Source organism: Tsuneonella sp. CC-YZS046 (assembly GCF_035581365.1).
GTDB lineage: Bacteria > Pseudomonadota > Alphaproteobacteria > Sphingomonadales > Sphingomonadaceae > JAWKXU01.
Genome location: NZ_CP141590.1, coordinates 1,592,307 through 1,617,255, shown reverse-complemented (window position 1 = coordinate 1,617,255; position 24,949 = coordinate 1,592,307). Strand labels below are relative to the sequence as shown.

At 63.2% G+C, this 24,949-nt stretch carries 35 protein-coding genes; 27 read left to right on the top strand and 8 right to left on the bottom strand.

The annotated features are described in order from the left end of the window. Window positions 1–8 precede the first annotated feature (8 nt). Entirely contained in the window at window positions 9–407 is a 399-nt protein-coding gene (gene apaG, locus U8326_RS07980) for a Co2+/Mg2+ efflux protein ApaG (RefSeq protein WP_324743445.1), read from the top strand. A gap of 97 nt (window positions 408–504) precedes the next feature. After that, window positions 505–1,311, top strand: coding sequence for a LysR family transcriptional regulator (locus tag U8326_RS07975; protein ID WP_324743444.1), 807 nt, complete (start codon window positions 505–507; stop codon window positions 1,309–1,311). A 10-nt stretch (window positions 1,312–1,321) separates the two neighbouring features. Here U8326_RS07975 and U8326_RS07970 read toward each other — a convergent pair whose 3' ends face one another. Both U8326_RS07970 and U8326_RS07965 read right to left on the bottom strand, forming a co-directional pair. Continuing rightward, a complete protein-coding gene (locus U8326_RS07970) occupies window positions 1,322–1,759 on the bottom strand; it encodes an META domain-containing protein (protein ID WP_324743443.1) in 438 nt (145 codons plus the stop codon). 64 nt (window positions 1,760–1,823) lie between these two features. Then, window positions 1,824–2,432, bottom strand: a complete 609-nt coding sequence (locus U8326_RS07965; RefSeq protein WP_324743442.1) for a hypothetical protein — start codon at window positions 2,430–2,432, stop codon at window positions 1,824–1,826. A 157-nt stretch (window positions 2,433–2,589) separates the two neighbouring features. On the opposite strand from U8326_RS07965, the gene U8326_RS07960 reads away from it, so the two are divergent. Then, window positions 2,590–3,375 carry a hypothetical protein gene (locus U8326_RS07960; protein ID WP_324743441.1) on the top strand — a complete coding sequence of 262 codons (786 nt, stop codon included), beginning with the start codon at window positions 2,590–2,592 and terminating at the stop codon, window positions 3,373–3,375. Window positions 3,376–3,391: 16 nt separating this feature from the next. Here U8326_RS07960 and U8326_RS07955 read toward each other — a convergent pair whose 3' ends face one another. Next, window positions 3,392–4,138: a Crp/Fnr family transcriptional regulator gene (locus U8326_RS07955; RefSeq protein WP_324743440.1), complete on the bottom strand. Its 747-nt coding sequence runs from the start codon at window positions 4,136–4,138 to the stop codon at window positions 3,392–3,394. Window positions 4,139–4,298: 160 nt separating this feature from the next. Between U8326_RS07955 and U8326_RS07950 the strand changes: the two genes are divergently transcribed. Next, on the top strand, window positions 4,299–5,321 hold the full coding sequence (locus U8326_RS07950; RefSeq protein WP_324743439.1) for a PAS domain-containing protein: 1,023 nt from the start codon (window positions 4,299–4,301) through the stop codon (window positions 5,319–5,321). Here the strand turns inward: U8326_RS07950 and U8326_RS07945 are convergent. Next, window positions 5,258–6,991 carry a hypothetical protein gene (locus tag U8326_RS07945; protein ID WP_324743438.1) on the bottom strand — a complete coding sequence of 578 codons (1,734 nt, stop codon included), beginning with the start codon at window positions 6,989–6,991 and terminating at the stop codon, window positions 5,258–5,260. The genes U8326_RS07950 and U8326_RS07945 overlap by 64 nt on opposite strands. Before the next feature lie 272 nt (window positions 6,992–7,263). On the opposite strand from U8326_RS07945, the gene U8326_RS07940 reads away from it, so the two are divergent. Further along, window positions 7,264–7,887 (top strand): PilZ domain-containing protein, encoded by a 624-nt coding sequence (locus U8326_RS07940; RefSeq protein WP_324743437.1) that lies wholly within the window; start codon window positions 7,264–7,266, stop codon window positions 7,885–7,887. Between the two features lie 102 nt (window positions 7,888–7,989). Here the strand turns inward: U8326_RS07940 and U8326_RS07935 are convergent, their stop codons facing one another. From U8326_RS07935 to U8326_RS07925, 3 genes are all read right to left on the bottom strand, one after another. Further along, window positions 7,990–8,508, bottom strand: coding sequence for a nitroreductase family deazaflavin-dependent oxidoreductase (locus U8326_RS07935; RefSeq protein ID WP_324743435.1), 519 nt, complete (start codon window positions 8,506–8,508; stop codon window positions 7,990–7,992). Window positions 8,509–8,570: 62 nt separating this feature from the next. Further along, complete coding sequence (corA, locus tag U8326_RS07930) at window positions 8,571–9,536, bottom strand: magnesium/cobalt transporter CorA (protein ID WP_324743433.1); 966 nt, start codon at window positions 9,534–9,536, stop codon at window positions 8,571–8,573. Window positions 9,537–9,761: 225 nt separating this feature from the next. Then, window positions 9,762–10,214, bottom strand: coding sequence for a hypothetical protein (locus U8326_RS07925; RefSeq protein WP_324743432.1), 453 nt, complete (start codon window positions 10,212–10,214; stop codon window positions 9,762–9,764). Between the two features lie 318 nt (window positions 10,215–10,532). On the opposite strand from U8326_RS07925, the gene sugE reads away from it, so the two are divergent. Beyond that, window positions 10,533–10,850 (top strand): quaternary ammonium compound efflux SMR transporter SugE, encoded by a 318-nt coding sequence (sugE, locus tag U8326_RS07920; RefSeq protein WP_324743431.1) that lies wholly within the window; start codon window positions 10,533–10,535, stop codon window positions 10,848–10,850. Between the two features lie 83 nt (window positions 10,851–10,933). Here sugE and U8326_RS07915 read toward each other — a convergent pair whose 3' ends face one another. After that, window positions 10,934–11,791 (bottom strand): aldo/keto reductase, encoded by an 858-nt coding sequence (locus tag U8326_RS07915; RefSeq protein WP_324743429.1) that lies wholly within the window; start codon window positions 11,789–11,791, stop codon window positions 10,934–10,936. Between the two features lie 449 nt (window positions 11,792–12,240). Between U8326_RS07915 and rpsL the strand changes: the two genes are divergently transcribed. The 21 genes from rpsL (at window position 12,241) to rplF (ending at window position 24,949) form a co-directional block, all read left to right on the top strand. Further along, entirely contained in the window at window positions 12,241–12,612 is a 372-nt protein-coding gene (gene rpsL, locus U8326_RS07910) for a 30S ribosomal protein S12 (RefSeq protein WP_133496204.1), read from the top strand. Window positions 12,613–12,766: 154 nt separating this feature from the next. Beyond that, window positions 12,767–13,237, top strand: a complete 471-nt coding sequence (gene rpsG, locus U8326_RS07905) for a 30S ribosomal protein S7 (protein ID WP_324743428.1) — start codon at window positions 12,767–12,769, stop codon at window positions 13,235–13,237. Between the two features lie 78 nt (window positions 13,238–13,315). Continuing rightward, complete coding sequence (gene fusA / locus U8326_RS07900) at window positions 13,316–15,388, top strand: elongation factor G (RefSeq protein ID WP_324743427.1); 2,073 nt, start codon at window positions 13,316–13,318, stop codon at window positions 15,386–15,388. Window positions 15,389–15,477: 89 nt separating this feature from the next. Beyond that, on the top strand, window positions 15,478–16,668 hold the full coding sequence (gene tuf, locus U8326_RS07895; RefSeq protein ID WP_324743426.1) for an elongation factor Tu: 1,191 nt from the start codon (window positions 15,478–15,480) through the stop codon (window positions 16,666–16,668). Between the two features lie 163 nt (window positions 16,669–16,831). Next, window positions 16,832–17,143 carry a 30S ribosomal protein S10 gene (gene rpsJ, locus U8326_RS07890; protein WP_034905023.1) on the top strand — a complete coding sequence of 104 codons (312 nt, stop codon included), beginning with the start codon at window positions 16,832–16,834 and terminating at the stop codon, window positions 17,141–17,143. 282 nt (window positions 17,144–17,425) lie between these two features. After that, window positions 17,426–18,262, top strand: coding sequence for a 50S ribosomal protein L3 (gene rplC / locus U8326_RS07885; RefSeq protein WP_324743424.1), 837 nt, complete (start codon window positions 17,426–17,428; stop codon window positions 18,260–18,262). 3 nt (window positions 18,263–18,265) lie between these two features. Beyond that, entirely contained in the window at window positions 18,266–18,904 is a 639-nt protein-coding gene (gene rplD / locus U8326_RS07880) for a 50S ribosomal protein L4 (RefSeq protein WP_324743423.1), read from the top strand. Continuing rightward, the gene (locus U8326_RS07875; protein WP_324743422.1) at window positions 18,897–19,205 is read left to right on the top strand and encodes a 50S ribosomal protein L23; all 309 of its coding nucleotides are present in this window, start codon (window positions 18,897–18,899) and stop codon (window positions 19,203–19,205) included. Before rplD ends, U8326_RS07875 begins: the two co-directional genes overlap by 8 nt. Window positions 19,206–19,215: 10 nt before the next feature. Next, on the top strand, window positions 19,216–20,052 hold the full coding sequence (gene rplB, locus U8326_RS07870) for a 50S ribosomal protein L2 (RefSeq protein WP_324743421.1): 837 nt from the start codon (window positions 19,216–19,218) through the stop codon (window positions 20,050–20,052). Between the two features lie 3 nt (window positions 20,053–20,055). Further along, window positions 20,056–20,331, top strand: coding sequence for a 30S ribosomal protein S19 (rpsS, locus tag U8326_RS07865; protein WP_324743420.1), 276 nt, complete (start codon window positions 20,056–20,058; stop codon window positions 20,329–20,331). Continuing rightward, window positions 20,331–20,708, top strand: coding sequence for a 50S ribosomal protein L22 (gene rplV / locus U8326_RS07860; protein WP_324743419.1), 378 nt, complete (start codon window positions 20,331–20,333; stop codon window positions 20,706–20,708). Before rpsS ends, rplV begins: the two co-directional genes overlap by 1 nt. Window positions 20,709–20,711: 3 nt before the next feature. After that, complete coding sequence (gene rpsC / locus U8326_RS07855; protein ID WP_324743418.1) at window positions 20,712–21,407, top strand: 30S ribosomal protein S3; 696 nt, start codon at window positions 20,712–20,714, stop codon at window positions 21,405–21,407. A 26-nt stretch (window positions 21,408–21,433) separates the two neighbouring features. Next, window positions 21,434–21,868: a 50S ribosomal protein L16 gene (gene rplP / locus U8326_RS07850; RefSeq protein WP_324743417.1), complete on the top strand. Its 435-nt coding sequence runs from the start codon at window positions 21,434–21,436 to the stop codon at window positions 21,866–21,868. Beyond that, window positions 21,868–22,068 (top strand): 50S ribosomal protein L29, encoded by a 201-nt coding sequence (gene rpmC, locus U8326_RS07845; protein ID WP_324743555.1) that lies wholly within the window; start codon window positions 21,868–21,870, stop codon window positions 22,066–22,068. The genes rplP and rpmC overlap by 1 nt, the downstream gene beginning before the upstream one ends. A gap of 11 nt (window positions 22,069–22,079) precedes the next feature. Further along, window positions 22,080–22,349, top strand: a complete 270-nt coding sequence (rpsQ, locus tag U8326_RS07840; protein WP_324743416.1) for a 30S ribosomal protein S17 — start codon at window positions 22,080–22,082, stop codon at window positions 22,347–22,349. A gap of 68 nt (window positions 22,350–22,417) precedes the next feature. Next, on the top strand, window positions 22,418–22,786 hold the full coding sequence (gene rplN, locus U8326_RS07835; protein WP_055918032.1) for a 50S ribosomal protein L14: 369 nt from the start codon (window positions 22,418–22,420) through the stop codon (window positions 22,784–22,786). Beyond that, window positions 22,786–23,106 (top strand): 50S ribosomal protein L24, encoded by a 321-nt coding sequence (gene rplX / locus U8326_RS07830; protein ID WP_324743414.1) that lies wholly within the window; start codon window positions 22,786–22,788, stop codon window positions 23,104–23,106. The genes rplN and rplX overlap by 1 nt, the downstream gene beginning before the upstream one ends. After that, window positions 23,099–23,677, top strand: coding sequence for a 50S ribosomal protein L5 (rplE, locus tag U8326_RS07825; RefSeq protein WP_324743412.1), 579 nt, complete (start codon window positions 23,099–23,101; stop codon window positions 23,675–23,677). The genes rplX and rplE overlap by 8 nt, the downstream gene beginning before the upstream one ends. Before the next feature lie 27 nt (window positions 23,678–23,704). Beyond that, on the top strand, window positions 23,705–24,010 hold the full coding sequence (gene rpsN / locus U8326_RS07820) for a 30S ribosomal protein S14 (protein WP_324743411.1): 306 nt from the start codon (window positions 23,705–23,707) through the stop codon (window positions 24,008–24,010). 10 nt (window positions 24,011–24,020) lie between these two features. Next, window positions 24,021–24,416 (top strand): 30S ribosomal protein S8, encoded by a 396-nt coding sequence (gene rpsH / locus U8326_RS07815; RefSeq protein ID WP_324743410.1) that lies wholly within the window; start codon window positions 24,021–24,023, stop codon window positions 24,414–24,416. Then, window positions 24,416–24,949 carry a 50S ribosomal protein L6 gene (gene rplF / locus U8326_RS07810; RefSeq protein ID WP_324743409.1) on the top strand — a complete coding sequence of 178 codons (534 nt, stop codon included), beginning with the start codon at window positions 24,416–24,418 and terminating at the stop codon, window positions 24,947–24,949. The genes rpsH and rplF overlap by 1 nt, the downstream gene beginning before the upstream one ends.

The window sequence follows — 24,949 nt, the reverse complement described above, 5'->3', positions numbered from 1 at the left end:
GACGCGCTATGGAACAGCTTTTCCAGCACGCAGCCTTCACAGATGGCATCGCCGTCCGCGTGGCGGTCAACTTCATGCCCGAACAATCCCACGTCGCCGCCGGGAAGTGGTTCTGGGTCTATCACATCCGGATCGAAAACCATTCGGACATCACGGTGCAGCTCATTTCGCGCCACTGGCGGATCACGGACGGGCAGGGCCTCATCAATTACGTCGATGGTGAAGGGGTGGTGGGCGAGCAGCCGGTGCTGGAACCGGGCAAGTCGCATGATTACGTGTCGGGCTGCCCGCTCAATACGCCGCATGGCAGCATGGAAGGGCATTACACCTTCCGCCGGGAAGATGGCTCGCTGATGGAAGTGGCGATTCCCTTCTTCTCGCTGGCGGCGCCGGCCACCGCCGGCTGATCGGCGGGACTTTGCCGGTCCTTGCGAGCCTGCCCCGGCGATGCATTCCGGATCGAGAGAGATTGCCGCTGCCCACCCGGCGGACTAAGGGAGCCGCATGAAGCGCACTCATCTTCCGCTCAATGCCCTGCGTGTGTTCGATGCGGCGGCCCGGCACCTTTCGTTCACGCGCGCGGCCGACGAACTGGCGGTGACGCCGGCGGCGGTCGGCCAGCAGATTCGCGCGCTGGAGGATGTGCTCGGCGTCGTGCTGTTCCGCCGCACCAGCAAGGGCCTCGAACTGACCGAGGAAGCCATGGCCGGGCTGGACCCGTTGCGCGAAGGGTTCCTCCATTTCGAGGAATCGGTGCGGGCGATGCAGGCTGGGCAGGCGAGCCATCGCTACACCATTGCCGCGCCCCGCGATTTCTTCGAATCCTGGCTCGGGCCTCGCCTGGCGGCATTCCGCGCCGCCAATCCGGAAGTGCATTATGCCTTGCTGGATGGGGAAGCCGCGGATTTCACCAGCGCCAATCTCGATCTTGCCGTGCTCTGGGCGGAAGGCCCCGGCGATCTGGAAGGGGTCATGATCGGGGAGCCGGCAAGGTGGCGGGTCACCGCCGCGGGGAAGACGGAGGATGACGAGGCTACCTGCATCCTGTGGCCGGGCGATCCCGCTGCCGAGGGGGTGGATGAGCCTGCCCTCAGCGTTGCCGATGCGGGGCAGGCGCTGGCCGCCGCGGCGGCCGGGCTGGGCGTGGCCACCGTGCCCGCGCTGCTGGCCGAAAGCTGGATCGACGCCGGACGAGTGGAGCCGCTGGGCGAGCCTGTCGCCAGCCGCCGCGCCTACTGGCTGGTCGCGCCGACGCCGCAATGGCGGCAGAAGAAGGTGAAGGCCCTGGTTGCCCATCTGACCTCCGCCTGAAGCCGGGCGGTCAACTTGCCGGTTCGAACTCCAGGATGCCGCCGTCGGCCTGCAGGGTGAGGAACAGACGCCCGTCCTTGATCTGGTAGCTGGCGACATGCGGCAAGTGTTCGACCAGGACGGTGTCGAGCCGGGGTTCGGGGCACAGCGCGCGGGTGAGGGTCATCGGCGTGATCGAAAGCCCGTTTTCGCCGCTGGTGGTCCAGCGCCCGGCCGCGCGATTGCAATCCAGCGCTCCGTTCAGGGTGCCATCCACATTGAAGGTGAGCGCATAGCTGCGTTCGCCCGGCGTCTTCACGCCCTGCGCATCGTCCGTCGAAGCGATACTCACCAGCTTCCAGGTGGAGCCGGACAGGCCGGTGATGGGAGCGGGCTGCTCGTAGGTCGCGCAGGCGGAGAGCGCCGCTGCTCCAACGATTGCAAGCGCGAGCGGGAAATGCGTCTTCATGGCAGGAGTTCCTTCCGCGAACTGCTTCGATTGACTGGCAGGCTGTGTTCCATGTGCAATCCGCCTATTGGCGCCGATCCTTCGAGCTGATCGGAAGGCTGAAACCATCTTCTTCCGGCGATACGTAAACGGCCATGCCCGAAAGCAGGCCGAAGCCGTCCTGCGCGTCGAAGCTGTGCGCGGTCCAGGCGGGCCAGAACAACAGATCCCCGGCCGATACCGGAATGCGCGCCAGGGTGCTTGAATCCCGGCTGCCCGGCTCGCCCATGATGAAGGTGGCGGCCCCATGCAGGATAAGCGCCATCCTCCCGGAATCATGGAGGTGAAGCGGGCGATTGAGTTGAACCGGCGATCTCGGCGCGGGCATCCGTTCCGCTGGCGCATCGATATAGATCGCGCCGGGGCGGCCATGTTCCCCTGCGAGCCAGAGGCTGCGGAAATTGAGTTCGGGGCAATCCACTCCATACCGGCCGTCGATCCGGTGGGCTTCCTCTATGTAACGCAGCGTTTCTTCAGCCGCCGCCGGGGCGGACAGCTTGATGCATCCGCTCGCCGCGAAGCTGTCCACTACCTGCTCGAAATCCGCGGTCGACAACATGCCGCCCAGCATGGCGCCGATAAAGGGAGACGCCCAGTCATCGGCTTCACTTTGGCGATGGAGATCAAGGCGCAAGAATTCTGTTGCGTTTTCCCGCCGCAATCGGCTCTCAACCGCAAACATGAACCCCCGCCCCCCTGCAAGTGATTCTCAACGCTGGAATCCGCAAGAGCTTATCGGTAAATCCTGGCCGGAGCCACTGCAAACTGAGCGCGGCGGATATACCGTCACGATGCGCGAGGATGAGGGAGCGGAGCAGGCGCTGGCGTTGCTGCGGAGGCCCGAAGATGCGGGGAGGAACCGGCTCCACCTTGGCTGGGGGAGCTTTCGCAATCTCGACATCGTGGCCGCCCGGCAATCGCGCTGGGCTTTGCTGATGGACATCAATATCCATCAGTTTCGCGTGTGGGATGCCGTGCTGTCGGCCCTGCGCACCGCCGCCAGCGCGGAGGAATTCATCGAGCTTGCGGTCGCCGCCTTGCCGGCCCGGCCGCGATTGCGCCAGTTCCTGCCGGATACGGGGGAATGGCTCCGGGCCGACCGGGCGCGCGATGGCAGCTGGCTTGCGGAACACGCGCCGGAGCGGTTCCGTCACGTCAGCCGGATGGCGCGCGAAGGCCGGATAGAACTGGCCTGCGTCGACATGCGGGGCGGCATGGACCGCGAGTGCCCCTTTGCGGCGCTATCCGGCGGAATGAGCGAGGCCCGTGCCGCCGGCGTCGTCCCGGACAGCTTGTATGTCTCCAACGTTGCCTGGATGCTGGCGCAATCCAACGGTTTCTTCGGAGAGGAGCATGGGCCGGATTCGGCCTGGCGCTGCGCGCGGAGCAATCTCGCGCTGCTCGCTCCGCATTTTCGCCATATCGTTTGCGCCATGTCTCTCGCCCCTCATGCCCGCCCTGACGACCTGCAATGGGAGACGCGGGTTTACGATCCCGTCGAGTTCATCAGGGCAGAGCGATGGGAGAGGATGGCCGGCGATGGGCCTCGCCCGGCGGCGCGCTTCCCGTCTCCCTGAGGGACCGTTTCCCGCCTTACACGGCAAGCTCCGTTTCATGGGGATAGACGCCTTCCAGCACGCGGTCGAAATGGCGCTGGACGAGTTCGTTGCAATCGCAGGAAAGGCAGCGAAGCCGTTCCAGCTCTCCGGCCCTGATCTTGCCTCGGCGCGTCTCGATCAGCGAATCCGTGCGCATTCCACCTATGACCCGGCTGATATAGCTGCGCCCCACGCCCAGCATGGAGGCGAGCTGTTCCTGCGTCAGCGGCACTTCCTGGCTGCCGGTGCGGTCTATTGCCGCGAGCAGCCATTTCGCGGTCCTCTGCTCGATCGTATGCACGGCATTGCAGGCTATCGACTGGAACATCTGCGCCACCAGGCAATCGGCATAGCGCGAGAACAGATGACGCAACGTCATCGACTGATGCTTGGCAACTTCCAGTTCGGTGGAATCGATCATGAAGGCCGGGCCGGAAAACTGGACCACGCAGCGCGCATAGGCGGGAAGGTGCCCTTGGCTGACGATCCCTCCGACAGCCCCTTCTCGCCCCACCAGCACAGTTTCCACCGCCCGTCCGTCAGCCAGTTCGATCACGAAGGAAACCAGCGTAGGGCCTTTGGGGAAATAAACCGTCCGGACATTGTCGCCCGGTTCGTAAAGCACTGTTCCCGCTTCGAAATGCTTTTCCTTGAGATATGGGCCAAGCAGTTCCAGATCCTTCTCCCGAAGCGAATGGAGAAGATTGTTGGTGTTGAAATCCAATGGGTTAGGAACGTTCATGGGAGTGGCCGCCTTTCCTTCTTGAAAAAGACAACGCAGCGCGGCCATAAAGGTTCTCTGTGCAGAAGTGTGCAGACGTAGGCGATAGTTGTGTTTACTCCCGCACAGACATCGCGGCAGTCTGCACAAGACTTCGCTTGATAAAAGGGGGAGAAGCCGGGTGCCGAGTTCTCGGGAACAGGATCATTCCCGCTTTTTGCTGGGGCTGGATGACGGCCGCATCCGCGGGATTCTCGACACTTTGCCGCAAATGGTCTGGTCGACGACGCCGGCGGGCATGGCGGATTTCTTCAATCGGCAATGGTATGAATTTACGGGGTTGAGCCACGGAGACACGGACGGCGAAGCCTGGATCGACGTGCTCCATCCGGAGGACCGGCCGCATATCGCCGCCGCCTGGCGCGAATCCGTGACGAGCGGCCAGCCCTATGAGGTCGAATACAGGATGCGCCATCACGATGGCGAATATCGCTGGATGCTTGCCCGGGGCGTGGCCTTGCGGGACAGCGAGGGGGCGATCGAGCGGTGGTTCGGCACCTGCACCAATGTCGACCAGCAGAAATGCACGGAGGAGAGGCTGGGCCTGATCTCCCTGGAATTGTCCCATCGCATCAAGAATATCTTTTCCGTGGTAGGCAGCATCATCAGCCTTTCGGTGCCCCGCCGCTCGGAATTTCGTCCGCTGGCCGAAAGCATCATGGCCCGCATCACCGCGCTTGCCCGTGCCCACGATCATTTCCGCCCCGATGTCGGGGACAACGGCATTGCAGGCGCGCGCGATCTCAAGGGCCTGATCGCGGTGATCATGGCACCCTATCAGAATTCCGGCTCCAGCGAGCAGCGGCTTCTGGTGGAAGGGGACGATGTCGATATAGGGACTTCCGCGACCACGGCGCTGGCGCTGCTGTTGCATGAGCTGGCCACCAATTCCGTGAAATACGGCGCCTTCTCCAACGCTGGCGGGCAAATATCGATCGCGCTGGAGAATCGCGGCGGGATAGTGATGATACGCTGGCGCGAACGGGGCGGCCCCGCCATTCTCGAAAAACCCGAAAAGCGCAGTTTCGGGACGAAGCTGGCGCAGCGCGCGGCCACGGCGCAATTGCGCGGCGAGATCGTCTATCGCTGGGAGCGGGCCGGGCTCGAGGTGGATATATCCATTCCGGCAGAGAGCATGGGATAGAGCGCCACCTCGGTCGAAGGGGCCTTGCCCAGTTCGTCCAGGATCAGCTTCCGGCCCGCGCCATTCCATATGAAGATCGCGATCTCGCGGTCGATCCTTTGGCGGTTCTGCTGGAAATACGGCTGATCATGGAGCGCGCGGGAGACGCTCCTGCTGATTATCGCCATGTTTCCCTTCGCGTCTTCGATCGGCAATGAATCGGCGATCTGCTTGGCGGTGCCGGTATCGCCAATGGCGAGCGTGGCCAGCATCAGATGCATCTTCAGCAGGGGATCGGGGTCCGGATTCGCTCTCGCCAGGCTGCGGATCTGGCTCGCCCATTCGGTTCGCGTGCGTCCGCCGCCGCCACAGGCCGCCGCCTCGGTAAGCGTGGCGCCCAGCAGGGCGGGGTAGGACGTGCTCCGTTGCAGGACGCGATCCGCGAAGATGTCCGCCCGTTCGCAATTGCCCCGGGCCGCCTCGACCTTCGCCGCCAGATAGTTGGCGAATGCATTGTAGCGATCCAACTGCATCGCTTCCTGCAACGAGATCCAGGCGGGCGTATTTTTCTCGATCGGCACGCCGCGCCTCAACCCCCGGGCATATTGGGAAAGAGCCTTCCTGGCATACCAGTAGGGGCGATATTCGCTGTCCTCGAACCGGTCGAGGCATTTCTCGACCAGATCCCGGACGCTGGTGCCTTCGGACCGGCCGATCTCGATCATCAGGAAGCAGCGATAATCGGTTTCCGGGGAGAATTGCTGATCGGCTATGCGATCGTGCGCCAGGGCGCCGGTGGGCGACAGAAGATAGGTGAGGTTGGCGTTGACCTCGTCGATGAAGAATTCCTTCGCCGGCGGGTTGGCGCGGATCGTGCTGGAATAGATCATCCGTCCATCCCTATTCCGCATCGTCAGCTTGAGATCGGGCGCGTCCGACAGATTCAGCCCGAAATTCATGGCAATGACGTAATCCGGCTGGGGAACGTCCACGGCATCCTTGCTGTAGCTGGCAATGAAGGATTTGGAGACGTAGTTTTCCGCCTCCCGCATGACGTCCGGCGCGAAATCATGCCATCCGGTATGTTTCGCGAAGCCGTCGCTCACCGATATATCCAGGCCGACCGCCGGTTTCACCAATGCCCGGCTCTGGTATTCGTTGATCGCCAGGGCGAGGATCGAGAGGAAGAGCGCGATTGCCGCGAGAACGGCCACCATCTGGCTGTTTTCCAGCCCCGCCCATTTCTTGCGCGGTTCCTTGCGGCTCGCTTCCGCGGCGATCTGCTTGCTTTCCGCCGAGAGAATCGGGCGGGCTTGCTTGAACAGTTCGGGATAGGCCGTCTCGGGCGGCGCCAGCCGCAGGCGATATTCGCCCGGCCGGATATAGACGCAATGGCCATCGCCCGGCGCGTTGCGCGAGTAATAGCTGAGAAGGTTGCGGCGCAGCCTCGACATCTGGACGCGCGGATAGCTGTCGCTGGTGAGGTCGTAGTCCTCGGGCCGCCCCAGCCCGTCGACCGCGATGGAAAACTGGGTGAGGCTGCCGGGATTGGACAGGGTCTGCTCGGCTAGGAAAGAGAGTAGCCGACGTTGCGTCGGCGCCCTCTCGAGCGCCGGATCGGAAAGGATGCGTTGCACCTCGCCTGTCATTCGATCGGCAAAATCCTGCCGCCCGGCCATGCTTTCCGGCATTTATTATCCTGCTGTAACGGTGTTAAATTCCCTTAAGGAAATGTCCCGCCTGCTTTTTGACCCGTATCGTTAAGTGCGCGAAATACTGCGATTTCCTTTACGTAACGTTACATTCCCGGTTTGTCACTGCCGGGCAGGTTAAAAATCAGGGAACTTACGTTTCAGCAAATCATTACGTGCATTAGCCGGAATAGCCTGCGGGAGGCAGGTTGGCGGCAAAACATCCAGATTAAAGATACCACCCCAGGAATATTGGGTCCAGGAGAACGATAATGTCCGGTCCTGAGGAAAGCGGGGGCACCACCCCCCGGCCAGGAGAGGAAGACCGCCGCCAGCAAGCGCGTCATGTCACGACCTTTCGTGCGTGCCGGGTGGAAAGCGGGGGCAGGGTCCATATCGGGATCGTACGCAATATTTCTCCGGGCGGGGCCCAGATCGAGACGAAGCTGAATCTCTCCATGGGCGAAACGCTTTCCTATTGCTGGGAAGGTATCGAGCCGATCGAGGCGGACGTGGTTTGGCGCGAAGGCGACCGGGTCGGGGTGAAGAACCGCGTTCCCGTGGATGGGTGGGAAACCAGCCATCCGCCGCGCGCCGTGCGCATTCCCGCCGATCTTTCCTGCCGGGTGTGGGAAGGGGACATTATCCACCGGGGGCGGGTGGCGAATATCTCGCAGACCGGCATGCGCTGCGAAGGAGAGTTCGACATCGCCGCCGGGACACAGGTTACAGTGGAGGTTGGGCCGCTGGTCCTGCCCAACACCACAGTGCGCTGGTGCGCGGATGGGGCGGCAGGGCTGCGGTTCGGCACGCCGATCCGGATGGAAATGCTGATAACCCTTCTTTCTGACCAGACGAAGCCGGAGAGCCCGCAGACGGGCAAACTGGCTTCCTGACGTCCGGTTCTGCCGGACGGGCGCCTCCGTCACTCCCCAGACCCCGACGGAGGCGCCCATTTTTCTTTCCCATCCAGCCGGCCCATCAAGCCGGATGGCGGCTCAGATGTCGGTGCCTTCGGGGAATTCCAGGATGACCACCGGAATCTCGCGGCTGGTGCGGGATTCGTAGGTCTTCTGCATCGGCTGTTCCTCGCGGATCTGTGCCCACCATTCGGCGCGTTCGGCCCCCGTCGCGGTGCGAGCCACCGCCGGAGACGACTTCGCCCCGATACGGACATAACAGTTCGGGTCGGCCTGGAGATTGAGATACCATTGCGGGTTTTCCTCGATCCCGCCCTTGGAGGCGACGATGGCGACCTTGCCGTTCCGGCGGTAATACTGGATCGCCATGCTCAGCTTCTTGCCGGATTTGCGGCCGGTATATTCGAGCAGCAGGCATGCGACCGGACCGCCGGGCACGCCGATCACCCCCGGGTCCCAGTAATGCGCCTTTTCGGGATCGGTCAGGTAAAGCTGCTTATGCGCTTCCAACTCCGCCACCACCTGCTCGGGCAGGGCCTTGAGTTCGTCCACCCCGACGTTGGCCGCGCCGGTATATTTGTCCATATCGTTGCTCATCTGTCCTGTCCCTTTCTTGCGATGCTGTCCGGCGCGACGGTTCCGGCCGACCCGAAACGAGTCTAGAGCCATTTCGCGCGCTTGAAGCGGATATATAGCCCCATGCACGATATTGCGATCACTCCCAGCACGACGAAATAGCCGTATCGCGTGCCGAGTTCGGGCATGTGCCGGAAATTCATGCCATAGATGCCGGCGATGGCGGTCGGCACGGCGAGGATCGCGGCCCAGGCGGCGAGCTGGCGGGTAATCGCGCCCTGGCGTTGCGATTCCAGCAGATGGCTGACCTCGAACACGGAGGTCAGCACGTCGCGCAGGCTCTCCACCCGCATCGCCACCCGGCGGACATGATCCAGCACGTCCTGGAAATAGGGCCGCACCTCCGCGTCGAGGCAAGGCAGTTCGAGATGGATCAGCTTGGTGCACATCTCCGACATCGGCTCCAGCACGCGGCGGAAGCGCATCAATTCCCGGCGCAGGCCGAAGATCCGCATGATTTCCGCCCGGTCCAGGAAATTGTCCAGCGCGCGATGCTCCATCTCCAGCACGTTTTCCTCGATCGTCTCGACGATCGGGAGATAGCCGTCGACGATGAAGTCCAGGATCGCGTGCAGCACGTAATCCACCCCGTGATTCAGCAGGGAAGGGGCGGCCTCGAGTTGCGCGCGAAGCTGGGTATGCGCGCGCGCCGATCCGTGACGCACGGTGATGATATGGTGCTGGCCCACGAAGATCGCCGTTTCGCCATAGAGGATCTTGTCGCCTTCGAGATGCGCGGTGCGGGCCACCACGAAAAGCTGGTCGCCATAGACATCGACCTTCGGCAATTGATGCGCCATCAGCGCATCCTCCACCGCCAGCGGATGCAGCCCATAGTGCTGCTGGACGGCCCGCAGTTCCGCGTCGGACGGTTCGAACAGGCCGATCCACACGAAATCGGAAGGGCTGGTGAAGACGGGCGCATTATCCAGCGAAACCGGCTCCACCGGCTTGCCCTGGCGATACAGATAGGCGGTGACGACGCTCATGCATTCTCCCCACGGCGCGGATCGGGCGGGCGATAGCAGATCGCGCCGCCGCCCACCAAGCGCAGGTTTTTCCATGCCACCCTTGTTCGTCATTCCCGCGAAAGCGGGAATCCAGAGCGACGTGGCAACTGGCTCCCCGTTTGCACGGGGATGACGAAGAATGCGGAACAGCATGTGCCGGTTGACGCAGAACGCCGGAAATGTGCATTTGCATTTCGGTCGGCCTCATGCCCATAAGTCGTGCCGCCGCAATGCCCTGTCATAGGAAGCCAGCAGGCTGAGCAGCGCGGAAGTGCTGGGCTTGCGCCATGCTGCCAGGAAACGGCCCCGCCGCATCCGCACCACGAACCCGCCTTCCATGGCGAGCATCCAGCGCTCATCCAGTGTGACCTTTCGCCGGGGCGCTTCCCCGCCGCCGCGGATGGTCATCACCGCATCCCAGGCATGGGCGAAGCTGCCCGCGCCTTCCCGGCGGCGCAGGCGATAGGCAGTCTCGCGCGCCATGCCGAGCTTGGCCGCGGCCTTGGCGACGCAGCCGGTCTGGGCCAGCCAGCCGAGGAAGCGGGCCTGCCGCTCGGGCGTCCAGCCGTCACGTCGGGCGCGGACGGGAACCGGGGTGAAGCAGGGAATCCGCCGGTAGGCGGGCCAGCGGGCGGTGCGATGTCGTCTGCGTTTCATCCGGCAGGATAAGCCAGATTTCAACCGTGTAGGAAAGGTGGAACGCTTACTCCGCCTCCCTCTCTCACTCCCTCGTCATTTCCGCGAAAGCGGGAATCCAGGCAATGTTGTGCTGGCTCCCCGTTTGCACGGGGATGACGAAGAAGGGCCAAAAGGCTTAGGACGAATAGGGACGAGCGGGGATGGGCTGGCTCGATATGACGGACGTTGAAATATCGGGCCGCTTGATCTAGGCTTCCCTCGCGGCGACCACGTTCCCGCCCCGCTTGGGGTATCAAGACCGGGACGGCCCGGCAGCACAATTTGCTGGAGGCTGTCATGGCATGGGTCGTTCTGTTTATCGCCGGTCTGTTTGAAATCGTCTGGGCCGCCGCCATGAAGCAGTCGCATGGCTTTTCGCGCTTCTGGCCCAGCGTCGTCACCATAGCCGCCATGCTGGTGAGCTTCGGGCTGCTCTCGTGGTCGATGCGCAGCCTGCCCCTGGGCACGGCCTACACCGTGTGGACGGGGATCGGAGCGCTCGGCGCATTCGCCGTCGGGATTCTGGTGCTTGGCGAAGCGGCCACCCCGCTGCGTCTGCTGGCGGCGCTCCTTATCGTAAGCGGCCTTGCCTTGATGAAGCTGACCAGTTCGTAAGCCGCGAATATTCGCAATCGGCCGGAAAGCATTCGCAGGCGAATGACCGGCAAGCCCGAGGATGTGCCGCCCGGCCCTATCCGCTATGCATCCAGATTCACGATGTCCATCGTCAGCGGGTCGAAGCCCAGGCGGCCGTCGTCCCGGTCCAGCGCGGTGAGCGCGGCCATGTCCTCCGCATCCAGCTCGAAGCCGAAGGATTCCATGTTTTCGACCAGGTGAGGGGTGCTGGTCGCCTTGGGGATCGCCGACACGCCGCAGGCGATGTGCCAGCGCAGGATCACCTGGGTCGGCGTGCGCCCGTGCTTTTCCGCGATGCTGGCGATCACGGGATCGGCGCGCATGTCGGATGCGCCGTCCCAGCCGCCGCCGATGGGCGACCAGGCCTGGGTCACGATGCCGTGCCGCTCATGGAAGGCGCGCAGGCTCCGCTGCTGGAAATAGGGGTGCATCTCCACCTGGTTGACCGCGGGCGCGACGCCGGTTTCGCCGATGATCCGCTCCAGATGCTCCTCGGTGAAATTGGACACGCCGATCGAGCGGACGCGGCCTTCCTGTTGCAGTTCGATCAGCGCGCGCCAGGCTTCGACATAGCGGTCGAACATCGGCAGCGGCCAGTGGATCAGGTAGAGATCGAGATATTCCAGCCCGAGCCGGGCGAGGCTGTCGTTGAAGGCGGGGATGGTGCCGCCGCTGCTATGGTCGCCGTTCCACAGCTTGGTGGTGATGAACAGCTCCTCGCGGGGCACGGCAAGCTGCCGCAGGCCATCGCCGGTCTGCTGCTCGGTGCCGTAGACGGCGGCGGTGTCGAGCAGGCGATAGCCGGCATCGACGGCCCGGCCGATCACCGCGGCGGTCTGGCCTTCCTCGCCGAAGCGCATCAGGCCAAGGCCCAGCTGCGGCATGGCCCAGCCGTCGTTCAACTGCAGAATCTCGCTCATACGCCTGCCATGCCTCTGCTTTCGGGAATTTCCCTCTCTATGATGGCGTCCGTTAGTAAGGCGGGCGCGGCGGATGGCAAGGCGGCGTTTGCCGTGCCGCGCGGCCGCGCGGCGGAATGGGCGAATGCTTCCGGACATTCTTGACCCGAATCCGACATTGTCCTAAAGGGCCGGCCGAGCCGGTGCCGAGTCCGCTTGGCGCCGACGGAATACGAGCTGAACATTGCCGGTCTTGTCCATGGGGCCTCGGGCGTTTCGCCAGGCCCTTTTTCCATTGGGCAGCCGTCAAAGTAACCCGGCGTTCCGGCCGGGTGGAGCGTTTCAGACTCGCCTGTCCGGGCCGCTGCCGGCGGCCGCGATTCCCGCCGTGGCGGGAATGACGGATGGGCGCACGGTCTTTCACTCTTCACCCTGTAGGTGCCGCCATCAACCATGGTGAAGAGTAACTCATGCCAACGATCAACCAGCTGGTCCGCAAGGGCCGCGAACCGCAGAAGGCCAAGAGCAAGGTTCCTGCGATGGACCAGAACCCGCAGAAGCGCGGCGTTTGCACTCGCGTCTACACCACGACGCCGAAGAAGCCGAACTCCGCTCTGCGCAAGGTGGCGAAGGTTCGCCTGACCAACCAGCGCGAGGTCATCTCCTACATCCCGGGCGAGGGCCACAACCTGCAGGAGCACTCCGTTGTGCTGATCCGCGGCGGCCGTGTGCGCGACCTTCCGGGCGTGCGCTATCACGTGCTGCGCGGCGTGCTCGATACGCAGGGCGTCAAGGATCGCAAGCAGAGCCGTTCGAAATACGGCGCCAAGCGGCCGAAGTAAGGTTTTAGTTGGGTGCGCCTTCGACATCCGTCGAAGGCTTGCGGCACCGGCCCGCTCCCCCTCCCAGCCACCCGATGATCCCCGATCGCGCTATCGGGTGGCTGGGAGGGGGAGAGGGCGGGAACCGCCCCAAACTCCAGAGGAGTTCGAGGAAATGTCACGTCGTCGTCGTCCCGAAAAGCGGGAAATCCTGCCCGATCCGAAGTTCGGAGATCAGGTTCTGTCCAAGTTCATGAACAACCTCATGCTGGACGGGAAGAAGTCCGTTGCCGAACGCATCGTCTACGGCGCGCTGGAAACCATGGAATCGCGGGCGAAGTCCGATCCGATCCAGCTGTTCCACGATGCGCTGAACAATGTGAAGCCGCAGATCGAGGTCCGCAGCCGCCGCGTCGGCGGCGCCACCTATCAGGTGCCGGTCGAGGTTCGCCCCGAGCGCGCCCAGGCTCTCGCCATCCGCTGGCTGATCAACGCCGCGCGCGGCCGCGCCGAAACCACCATGTCCGCCCGCCTTTCGGGCGAGCTGATGGATGCGGCGAACAATCGCGGCAACGCGGTCAAGAAGCGGGAAGATACCCATCGCATGGCCGACGCCAACCGCGCGTTCAGCCACTATCGGTGGTAAGTCACACGGCTGTCACGAATTTAAACCTATGGGCGGGGGCCGCGCACCGGCCTCGCTCATGACCCGAAGGAAACTATCATGGCCCGCAGCCATCCGCTCGAAAAATACCGGAATTTCGGTATCATGGCGCATATCGACGCCGGCAAGACCACCACGACCGAGCGCATCCTCTATTACACCGGCAAGTCCTACAAGATCGGCGAAGTGCATGACGGCGCCGCGACGATGGACTGGATGGAGCAGGAACAGGAACGCGGCATCACCATCACCTCGGCCGCGACGACCTGCTTCTGGAACGATCACCGCCTGAACATCATCGACACCCCGGGCCACGTGGACTTCACCATCGAGGTGGAGCGCTCGCTGCGCGTGCTCGACGGCGCGGTGGCCGCGTTCGACGGGGTCGCGGGCGTGGAGCCGCAGTCCGAAACCGTGTGGCGCCAGGCCGACAAATACGGCGTGCCGCGCATGTGCTACATCAACAAGCTCGACCGCACCGGCGCGAATTTCTATTATTGCGTGCAGACGATCATCGACCGCCTCGGCGCGACGCCGCTGGTGCTGTATCTCCCGATCGGCGCGGAGAGCGACTTCGTCGGCCTGGTCGACCTCGTCAACGACCGCGGCATCGTCTGGAAGGACGAGAGCCTCGGCGCCGAGTTCGAATATGTCGATGTTCCCGAGGATCTGAAGGACAAGGCCGCCGAATATCGCGAGAAGCTGATCGAGCTTGCCGTCGAGCAGGACGATGAGGCGATGGAAGCCTATCTCGAAGGCAATCCGCCTTCCCCCGAGCAGCTCAAGGCGCTGATCCGCAAGGGCACGCTGGCGCAGGCCTTCGTGCCGGTGCTGTGCGGCTCGTCGTTCAAGAACAAGGGCGTGCAGACGCTGCTCGACGCGGTCGTGGACTTCATGCCGTCGCCGCTCGACATTCCCGACGTGCAGGGCGTGAACCCCGACACGGAAGAGCCGGACAGCCGCAAGACCGCCGACGACGCGCCGTTCTCCGCGCTGGCGTTCAAGATCATGAACGACCCGTTCGTCGGCTCGCTCACCTTCGCGCGCATCTATTCGGGCACGCTCTCCAAGGGCAGCTACCTGAACTCGGTGAAGGACAAGAAGGAAAAGATCGGCCGCATGCTGCTGATGCATGCCAACAGCCGTGAAGACATCGACGAGGCCTATGCCGGCGACATCGTCGCGCTGGCCGGCCTCAAGGAAACCACCACCGGCGACACGCTGTGCTCCGAAAAGCAGCCGATCATTCTCGAGCGGATGGAATTCCCCGAGCCGGTGATCGAGCTTTCGGTGGAACCGAAGACCAAGGCCGACCAGGAAAAGATGGGCCTCGCGCTCAATCGCCTGGCCGCCGAAGACCCCTCCTTCCGCGTCTCCACCGATCACGAATCGGGCCAGACCATCATCAAGGGCATGGGCGAGCTTCACCTCGAAATCCTGGTCGACCGCATGAAGCGCGAGTTCAAGGTCGAAGCGAATGTCGGCGCGCCGCAGGTGGCCTATCGTGAATCGCTGGCCCGCGAAGTCGAGGTGGATTACACCCACAAGAAGCAGTCGGGCGGTTCCGGCCAGTTCGGCCGCGTCAAGATCCGCGTCGTTCCGGGCGAGCGCGGTTCGGGCATCCAGTTCTTCGACGAGATCAAGGGCGGCAATATTCCGCGCGAATATATTCCGTCGGTCGAGAAGGGCATGCGCGAAACCGCCGAGACGGGCAGCCTGATCGGCTTCCCGATCATCGACTTCAACATCCACCTGACGGACGGCGCCTATCACGACGTCGACTCTTCGGCGCTTGCGTTTGAAATCGCCGGTCGCGGCGCCATGCGCGAGGCTGCCCAGAAGGCCGGGATCAAGCTGCTCGAGCCGATCATGAAGGTGGAAGTGGTGACGCCGGAAGAATATCTGGGCGACGTGATCGGCGACATCAACTCGCGTCGTGGCCAGATCCAGGGCACCGACAGCCGCGGAAATGCCCAGGTTGTGGAGGCCATGGTTCCGCTGGCGAACATGTTCGGCTATGTGAACGAACTGCGTTCCTTCACCCAGGGCCGTGCGCAATACTCCATGCAATTCTCGCATTATGACGAAGTGCCGGCCAATGTGGCGGCCGAGGTCAAGGAGAAGCTTGCCTAACCGGCAGGTTCGGTCTAGGGGCGGCGCCTGATTCAGCGGGTGCCGCTTTCCCGCAGTAATCAAATCCAAGCGAACAGAGGTTACATAAGATGGCTAAGGCTAAATTCGAGCGGAACAAACCGCACTGCAATATCGGCACCATTGGTCACGTCGACCACGGCAAGACCACGCTGACCGCTGCGATCACCAAGGTTCTGGCTGAATCCTTCGGCGGTGAAGCCGTCGATTTCGCCAATATCGACAAGGCTCCGGAAGAGCGCGAGCGCGGCATCACCATTTCGACCGCGCACGTCGAATATGAAACCGGCGCCCGCCACTATGCGCACGTCGATTGCCCGGGCCACGCCGACTATGTGAAGAACATGATCACCGGCGCCGCGCAGATGGACGGCGCGATCCTGGTGGTGAACGCCGCCGACGGCCCGATGCCGCAGACCCGCGAGCACATCCTGCTCGCCCGTCAGGTCGGCGTGCCGGCCCTGGTCGTGTTCATGAACAAGGTCGATCAGGTCGACGACGAGGAAATCCTCGAGCTGGTCGAACTCGAAGTTCGCGAGCTGCTCTCCAGCTACGATTTCCCGGGCGACGATATTCCGATCGTCAAGGGTTCGGCCCTGGCCGCTCTCGAAGGCCGCGACGACGAGATCGGCAAGAACGCCATTCTCGAGCTGATGCAGGCCGTCGACGACTACATCCCGCAGCCGGCCCGCCCGGTCGACAAGCCGTTCCTGATGCCGGTCGAAGACGTGTTCTCGATCTCGGGTCGCGGCACCGTGGTGACCGGCCGTGTCGAAACCGGCATCATCAAGGTCGGTGAGGAAGTCGAGATCGTCGGTCTGAAGGACACCCAGAAGACCACCGTGACCGGCGTCGAAATGTTCCGCAAGCTGCTCGATCAGGGCGAAGCGGGCGACAACATCGGCGCTCTGATCCGCGGTGTCGCGCGTGAAGACGTGGAACGCGGCCAGGTGCTGTGCAAGCCCGGTTCGGTTACGCCGCACACCGAGTTCAGCGCGGAAGTCTACGTGCTGTCGAAGGATGAAGGCGGCCGCCACACGCCGTTCTTTGCCAACTACCGTCCGCAGTTCTACTTCCGCACCACCGACGTGACCGGCGAAGTGATCCTTCCCGAAGGCACCGAGATGGTCATGCCGGGCGACAATGTGACGATCGGCGTGAAGCTGATCGCTCCGATCGCGATGGACGAAGGCCTGCGTTTCGCTATTCGCGAAGGCGGCCGCACCGTCGGTTCGGGGGTTGTCAGCTCGATCACGAAGTAATATAGGCGCCGCTCTGGCCGGGTCCCGACGGATTCGGCCAGTCGGTATTTTTGAAGGGCCGCCCCTTCCCGAAACTTCCTTCGAAGATCGGTGAGGCGGGGCGGTTCTTTGCTTTTATAGGGAAGCCTCGGCTTTCTTCGGCTCTTTCGCATCGGTATTGGACATGGAAGCTCAGAATATCCGCATTCGCCTCAAGGCGTTCGACCATCGCGTGCTTGACCAGGCAACTGGTGAAATCGCGGACACCGCCCGCCGCACGGGTGCGCTCATTCGGGGTCCCATTCCGCTGCCGACGCGTATCGAGAAGTTCACCGTCAACCGCGGCCCGCACATCGACAAGAAGTCGCGGGAGCAGTTCGAGGTTCGCACCTACAAGCGCCTGCTCGATATCGTGCAGCCGAATGCCCAGACCGTCGACGCGCTGATGAAGCTCGATCTGGCCGCTGGCGTAAATGTAGAAATTAAGCTGGCCTAAATGCCAGTTGGGCTGTAAGGGCCCGCCAACGGTTTTCCGCATCCCGATTCAATTGCGGCAGGGCAGGGTGCTTCAAGGCTTCCGCCCGCAGACATAGGGATACCTCCGGTGCAGTTCTCCCGCGTGGCGGGGTGAATATTTCCGGGCAAGCGTCCCCCGTCTTGCTGATGGCGCCGCGTTGCGTTCTTCAGCGTTCAGCCCGGACGGGGCTCGCTTCAAATTTTGGGCTGAACACGCCTTTCGGGGATGGTCCTCGTCAGGCCTCTGTTAGGAGTTTGGATCATGCGCACTGGCGTGATCGCCAAGAAAGTCGGGATGACCCGCTTGTTCCAGGAGGATGGACGTCACGTTCCCGTGACCGTCCTGGCGCTGGAAGATTGCCAGGTTGTTTCCCACCGCACCGCCGAGCGTGACGGCTATGTCGCGCTGCAGGTCGGTTCGGGTGAGGCGAAGCAGAAGAATGTGAACAAGCCGCAGCGCGAGCATTTCGCGAAGGCGCAGGTTCCGCTGAAGCAGAAAGTCGCTGAATTCCGCGTCGAGAGCGAGGAGGCCCTGCTTCCCGTCGGCGCGACGATCAGTGCCGATCACTTCGTGGCGGGCCAGAAGGTGGACATCACCGGCCACACCCAGGGCAAGGGTTTCGCCGGTGCGATGAAGCGCTGGGGCTTCGGCGGCATGCGCGCCACCCATGGTGTCTCGATCTCGCACCGCGCTCACGGCTCGACCGGCAACCGCCAGGACCCGGGCCGCGTGTTCAAGAACAAGAAGATGGCCGGCCACATGGGTGACCGCCAGCGCACCCAGCAGAACCTCGAGGTCGTGCGCACGGACGCCGATCGCGGCCTGATCTTCGTGAAGGGTTCGGTTCCCGGCGCCAAGAATGCCTGGCTGCTGGTCAGCGATGCCGTGAAGCTGCCGTTGCCCGAAGGCGTGCCGTTCCCCGGCGCGGTCCTAGAGAAGGCCAATGGTGTTCCCGAGAACGATGCCGCTCCCGCCGATGTCGTCGTGAACGAAGCCGAAACCGCGGTCGATGCGGCGCCGGCCCAGGAAGCTGGCGGCGAAGCGGCTGCTCCCGAAAACAATTCCGCCGCCACCGGCGATGAAGGCCAGGAGGGCTAAGTCGTGAAGGTCAAGCTACAGACCCTGGATGGCGGTAAGGCCTCCGGCGACATCGAATTGTCGGATGCCGTGTTCGGCGTGGAGCCGCGCACCGACATCCTGCACCGCGTCGTCACCTGGCAGCTCGAAAACCGTCGCGGTCCGGCTCGTCCGACCCGCGAGCGTTCCGATGTTGCCCGCACCGGCAAGAAGTTCGGCCGCCAGAAGGGCGGCGGCACTGCCCGCCACGGTGACCGCAAGGCGCCGATCTTCATCGGCGGCGGCAAGGCTCACGGTGCGCGTGCCCGTGATTTCGGCCAGTCGCTCAACAAGAAGATCCGCGCGCTGGGCCTCAAGATGGCGCTTTCCGCCAAGGCCCAAGACTCCTCGGGGAACGGCCTCGTGGTTGTCGACAGCCTCGAGCTGAAGGACGCCAAGACCAAGGCGCTGGCCGGCCAGCTTGCAAAGGCGGGCTGGGGCAAGAAGGTTCTTGTCATTGATGGCGACGGCGTGAACGAAGGTTTCGCCCGGGCGGCGGGCAATCTGCCCAACATCAACGTGCTCCCGGCCGTCGGCGCCAATGTCTACGACATTCTCAAGCATGACACGCTGGTGCTGACCCGTGCTGCGGTCGAAAAACTGGAGGCGCGGTTCAATGGCTAAGACTCAGGAAGTGGACGTGCGTCACTACGACGTGATCCTCGCTCCCCACATCACCGAGAAGGCGACCCTGCTCTCCGAGCATAACGCGGTCGTGTTCAAGGTGTCCGACGATGCGACCAAGCCGCAGATCAAGGAAGCGGTGGAAGCGCTGTTCGACGTCAAGGTGACGGGTGTGAACACCATCGTCCAGAAGGGCAAGGCGAAGCGCTGGAAGGGCAAGCCCTACAAGCGCAGCGATGTGAAGAAGGCGATCGTGACGCTGGCCGAGGGCCAGTCCATCGACGTCACCAGCGGTATCTGAGGCGCGTAAGATGGCACTGAAGAATTACAAACCGACGAGCCCCGCGCGCCGCGGCCTGGTCCTCGTCGACAAGTCGGGCCTTTGGAAGGGCAAGCCGGTCAAGGCGCTTACCGAAGGCAAGCGCAAGACGGGCGGCCGCAACAACAAGGGCCATGTGACCTCGCGCGGCATCGCGGGCGGCCACAAGCAGAAGTATCGCTACATCGACTTCAAGCGTCGCAAGTGGGATGTTTCCGCCACTGTCGAGCGGATCGAATACGATCCCAACCGCACCGCGTTCATCGCGCTGGTGAAGTATGAAGACGGTGAGCTGGCCTATATCCTGGCTCCGCAGCGCCTCGGCGTCGGCGACACCGTTGTCGCGGGCGAAAAGGTCGACGTGAAGCCGGGCAATGCGATGCTGCTGTCGCAGATGCCGGTCGGCACGATCTGCCACAATATCGAGATGAAGCCGGGCAAGGGCGGCCAGATCGCCCGCTCGGCCGGTGCTTACGTCCAGCTCGTCGGCCGTGACCGCGGTCTGGTGATCGTTCGCCTGAACTCGGGCGAGCAGCGCTACCTGCGCGGCGATTGCATGGGCACGGTCGGCGCGGTGTCGAACCCCGACAATTCCAACCAGACGCTGGCCAAGGCGGGCCGCAATCGCTGGCTTGGCCGTCGTCCGCTTACTCGCGGTGTCGCCAAGAACCCGGTCGATCACCCGCATGGCGGTGGTGAAGGCCGGACTTCCGGCGGTCGCCATCCGGTCACGCCGTGGGGCAAGCCGACCAAGGGCGCCCGCACTCGCAACAACAAGCAGACGGACAAGATGATCATCCGTTCGCGTCACGCCAAGAAGAAGAGGTAAGCCATGGCTCGTTCCGTCTGGAAAGGCCCGTTCGTCGACCTTCACCTTCTCAAGAAGGCGGAAGACGCTCAGGATTTGGGTGGCCGCGCGCCGATCAAGACCTGGTCGCGCCGTTCGACGATCCTGCCGCAGTTCGTCGGCCTGACGTTCAGTGTCTACAACGGCCAGAAGTTCATTCCGGTCTCCGTCAATGAAGACATGGTCGGCCACAAGCTGGGCGAGTTCGCGCCGACGCGCAACTTCCCCGGCCACGCCGCCGACAAGAAGGGTAAGCGCTGATGAGCAAGCAGAAAGCTCCGCGTCGCGTCGCCGATAACGAGGCGCTTGCGGTCGGCACCACGATCCGTGGTTCGGCGCAGAAGCTGAATCTCGTCGCTGCCCTGATCCGTGGCAAGAAGGCCGAAGATGCGTTGAACATCCTGACCTTCTCGAAGCGCGCGATGGCCCAGGACGCGAAGAAGGTTCTCGCCTCCGCGATCGCCAATGCGGAAAACAACCACAATCTCGACGTCGATGCGCTGGTCGTTGCAGAAGCCAGTGTCGGCAAGTCGATCACCATGAAGCGTTTCCACACGCGCGGCCGTGGCAAGTCCACGCGCATCCTGAAGCCTTTCAGCCGGCTGCGCATCGTGGTCCGCGAAGTCGAGGAGGCCTGATCGATGGGTCACAAGAGCAATCCGATCGGCCTGCGCCTGCAGATCAACCGCACCTGGGATAGCCGCTGGTACGCCGAAGGGCGCGACTACAGCCGGCTGCTCAAGGAAGATATCGAGATCCGCAAGTATATCGTCGAGAATCTTCCGCAGGCCGCGATCTCCAAGGTGGTGATCGAACGCCCGGCCAAGCTGTGCCGCGTGTCGATCTATGCCGCGCGTCCGGGCGTCATCATCGGCAAGAAGGGCGCCGACATCGAGAAGCTGCGCCAGAAGCTCTCCAGAATGACGGAGAGCGAGGTGAAGCTGAACATCGTCGAGATCCGCAAGCCGGAGATCGACGCCAAGCTCGTCGCGCAGGGCGTGGCCGATCAGCTCATTCGCCGCGTGGCGTTCCGCCGGGCGATGAAGCGCGCCGTGCAATCCGCCCTGCGTCTGGGCGCCGAGGGGATCAAGATCACCTGCGGCGGCCGTCTGGGCGGCGCGGAAATCGCGCGCGTCGAGTGGTATCGCGAAGGCCGCGTGCCGCTGCATACGCTGCGCGCCAATGTCGACTATGCCGAGGCCGAGGCGCTGACCGCCTATGGCATCATCGGCATCAAGGTGTGGATCTTCAAGGGCGAAATCCTCGGCCATGACCCGATGGCTCAGGATCGCCTGATGATGGAAGCCCAGACCTCCGGCGTGCGTCCCGCGCGCTGAGGATTGGCTAGGATAGAGTAAGCATCATGCTGCAACCGAAGAAAACCAAGTTCCGGAAGGCCTTCAAGGGCCGCATCCATGGCAATGCCAAGGGTGGCACCAGCCTGAACTTCGGCTCCTATGGGCTGAAGGCGATGGAGCCGGAGCGCATCACCGCGCGCCAGATCGAAGCTGCTCGCCGCGCCATCACCCGCCATATCAAGCGCCAGGGTCGCTTGTGGATTCGCGTTTTCCCGGACGTGCCGGTTTCCAAGAAGCCCGCCGAAGTCCGTCAGGGCAAGGGCAAGGGCTCGATTGAATACTGGGCCGCCCGCGTGAAGCCGGGCCGCATCCTGTTCGAGCTTGATGGCGTGCCTGGTCCGCTGGCTGCCGTGGCGTTCGAGCGCGCCGCGATGAAGCTGCCGATCAAGACCAAGGTGGTTGCCCGTCTCGGCGACTCCTCGCACCTGGGAGGTGAATGATGGCCAACACTGAAGACCTGCGCGCCAGGACCGACGATCAGCTGACGGCCGATCTGTCCGAGCTGAAGCGGGAACAGTTCAACCTGCGCTTCCAGGCCGCGACCAACCAGCTTGAGCGTCCTGCCCGGATCCGTGAGGTCCGCCGCGAGATCGCCCGCATCAAGACCCTGCAGGGCGAGCGCGCCCGCGCGAAGGCTTAAGGAGCGAAACGATGCCGAAACGTATCCTGATCGGGACCGTCGTCTCCGACAAGACCGACAAGACCGTGACCGTGAAGGTCGAACGGAAGGTGAAGCACCCGCTCTACGGGAAGATCATCCGCCGCTCGAAGAAGTATCATGCCCACGACGAGGACAACGCCTACAAGGCCGGCGAAACCGTGCGGATCGAGGAGACCCGCCCGATTTCGAAGACCAAGACCTGGCGGGTGATCGATCGCGTGCAGGCTGGCAAGGGCACGGCGGTCGAAGCCGACGTCTGAGCATAGCCACGAGTAGTTTGGAACTGCCGGACTGGTTTCGGCAAGCCGATTGAGAAGGAACCGGATCGATGATCCAGATGCAATCCAACCTCGACGTCGCGGACAACAGCGGCGCGAAGCGCGTCCAGTGCATCAAGGTGCTGGGCGGCTCCAAGCGCCGCACCGCCGGCGTCGGCGACGTGATCGTCGTCTCCGTCAAGGAGGCGCAGCCCCGCGCTCGCGTGAAGAAGGGCGACGTTCACCGCGCGGTTATCGTGCGCACCCGCAAGGACGTTCGCCGTCCCGACGGAAGCGTCATCCGCTTCGACAGCAATGCCGCGGTTCTCGTCAACAAGAACGAGGAGCCGATCGGCACCCGTATCTTCGGCCCGGTGGTTCGCGAGCTGCGTTCCAAGGGCTTCATGAAGATCATCTCGCTCGCTCCGGAGGTGCTGTGATGGCTGCCGCGAAGATCAGGAAGGGTGACAGCGTCGTCGTCCTGTCCGGCAAGGACAAGGGCCGCACCGGGACGGTGGTTCAGGTGCTGCCCAAGGATGGCAAGGTGGTGGTCGATGGCGTGAACATCGCCGCCCGTCACCGCAAGCCGAGCCAGCTCAATCCACAGGGCGGCATCGACCGCGCGCCCGCTCCGCTCGCGATCTCCAAGGTCGCGCTGGCCGATCCCAAGGACGGCAAGCCCACCCGCGTGCGGTTCGAGGTGAAGGACGGCAGGAAGACCCGTGTCGCCGTGAAGTCCGGGGAGACGATCGATGGCTGACAAATACACTCCGCGCCTTCGTCATCGCTATGACGACGAGATCGTCAAGGCGATGACCGAGAAGTTCGGTTACAACAACCGCTTCGAAGTTCCGAAGCTGGAAAAGATCACGCTGAACATGGGCGTGGGCGAGGCCAGCCAGGACAAGAAGAAGGTCCAGACCGCAGCCGAGGAAATGGAGCTGATTTCCGGCCAGAAGCCGGTAATCACCAAGGCTCGCAAGTCGATCGCGCAGTTCAAGCTGCGTGAAGGCATGCCGATCGGCTGCAAGGTCACCCTGCGCCGTGAGCGCATGTATGAATTTCTCGATCGCCTGGTCACGATTGCCATGCCCCGTATCCGCGACTTCCGCGGTTTGAACCCGAAGAGCTTCGACGGTCGCGGCAATTATGCGATGGGCATCAAGGAGCAGATCATCTTTCCGGAGATCAGCTACGACAAGATCGAGAAGGTTCGCGGGATGGACATCATTGTGACCACCACCGCGAAGACCGATGAAGAGGCCCGCGAATTGCTGCGCCTGTTTGGTTTCCCGTTCCCTGCCGAGCAGGAAGAGAAGGAAGCGGCGTGAGCCGCCGAAGGAAGAGAGCTTAAGTCCATGGCGAAACTGAGTTCCATCAACAAGAACGAGCGTCGCAAGAAGCTTGTGAAGAAGTATGCGGGCAAGTACGCGAAGCTCAAGGCGATCGCGGACGACAAGTCGCTCGATGAAAGCGAGCGTCTGATCGCGCGCCTCAAGCTGGCGGAAATCCCGCGCAACGCTAACCCGACCCGGGTGCGCAATCGCTGCACCACCACCGGCCGTCCGCGTGCCTATTATCGCAAGTTCGGGCTTTGCCGTATCGAACTTAGGGATCTCGCCAACAAGGGCTTGATTCCGGGCGTGACCAAGTCGAGCTGGTAAGGATCTCTACATGGCGATGACCGATCCCCTGGGTGATATGCTCACCCGTATCCGCAACGGCCAGCAGGCGAAGAAGGATTCCGTCCTTACGCCGGCTTCCAAGCTGCGTGCCAACGTGCTCGAGGTTCTCCAGCGCGAAGGTTACATTCGCGGCTACAGCGAAGACCTGACCGGCAAGCACAAGACGCTGCGGATCGAACTGAAGTATTTCGAAGGCGAGCCGGCGATCAAGCATGTCGCTCGCGTCTCCAAGCCCGGCCGTCGGGTCTATTCGGGCAGCAAGGAGCTCCCGATCGTGCGCAACGGCCTGGGCATCACCATCGTGTCGACGCCGCGCGGCGTGCTTTCGGATGCCGAAGCGCGCGCCCACAACGTCGGCGGCGAAGTGCTGGCGGAGGTGTTCTGATGAGCCGCATCGGCAAAAAGCCGGTTACCATCCCGAGCGGCGTCACCGCCGATATCGCGGATGGAACCCTCACCGTGAAAGGCCCGAAGGGCACTCTCACGCTGAGCCTCGCAGATGACGTGACCTACGAGATCGGCGAAGGCAGCATTTCGGTGCAGCCCGCCAACGACACCAAGCGCGCCCGCTCCTTCTGGGGCATGCAGCGCACGCTGGTGCAGAACCTCGTGACGGGCGTGACGGACGGTTACACCAAGGTCCTTGAGATCACCGGCGTCGGTTATCGCGCCAATGCCCAGGGCAAGACCCTGAAGCTGCAGCTCGGTTACAGCCATGATGTCGATTTTCCCGTGCCGGAAGGCATTGAGGTGAAGACGCCGGACAACACCACCGTCGAGATCAGCGGGATCGACAAGCAGAAGGTCGGTCAGGTCGCTGCGGAAATCCGTCGCTGGCGCAAGCCCGAGCCTTACAAGGGCAAGGGCATCAAGTATCGCGGCGAGTATATCTTCCGCAAGGAAGGGAAGAAGAAGTAA